This is a genomic window from Polaribacter sargassicola, assembly GCF_021991835.1.
Taxonomy (GTDB): Bacteria; Bacteroidota; Bacteroidia; order Flavobacteriales; family Flavobacteriaceae; genus Polaribacter; species Polaribacter sargassicola.
In genome coordinates, this window is the sequence record NZ_JAHDAU010000165.1 from 1 (window position 1) to 301 (window position 301).

Sequence of the window (301 nt, forward strand, 5' to 3'; positions counted from 1 at the left end):
TCGGGTGCATGCAACGGCCAATGCGGCGCTGTGAACGCGCAGAAGAGCAGGTACGGCTCGGCACCGGCCCGCACGATGAAGTCGGCGGCGCGGTCGCCGATGCTGTCGGTGAGGTAGAAGCCGTCGCCCGGCACCGGCAGACGCCGCTCACCCTCCCACAGCCCGCGTGGGTGGAAGTAGTCGTCGGCGCCGGCCACGATGCCGTAGAACTCGTCGAATCCGCGCCGTGTCGGCCAGGTCTCGTCCGGCGCCGAGGCGCTGCTGGAGAGGTGCCACTTTCCGAACAGCCCGGTCCGGTAGC

The 301-nt window shown here is 70.1% G+C and carries 1 protein-coding gene; it reads right to left on the minus strand.

Features of this window, described 5'->3' with window-relative positions; all coding sequences use genetic code 11:
• Positions 1–301: sulfatase-like hydrolase/transferase (locus KI686_RS16325; protein WP_237590376.1), on the minus strand; the 301-nt coding region annotated here is incomplete at both ends.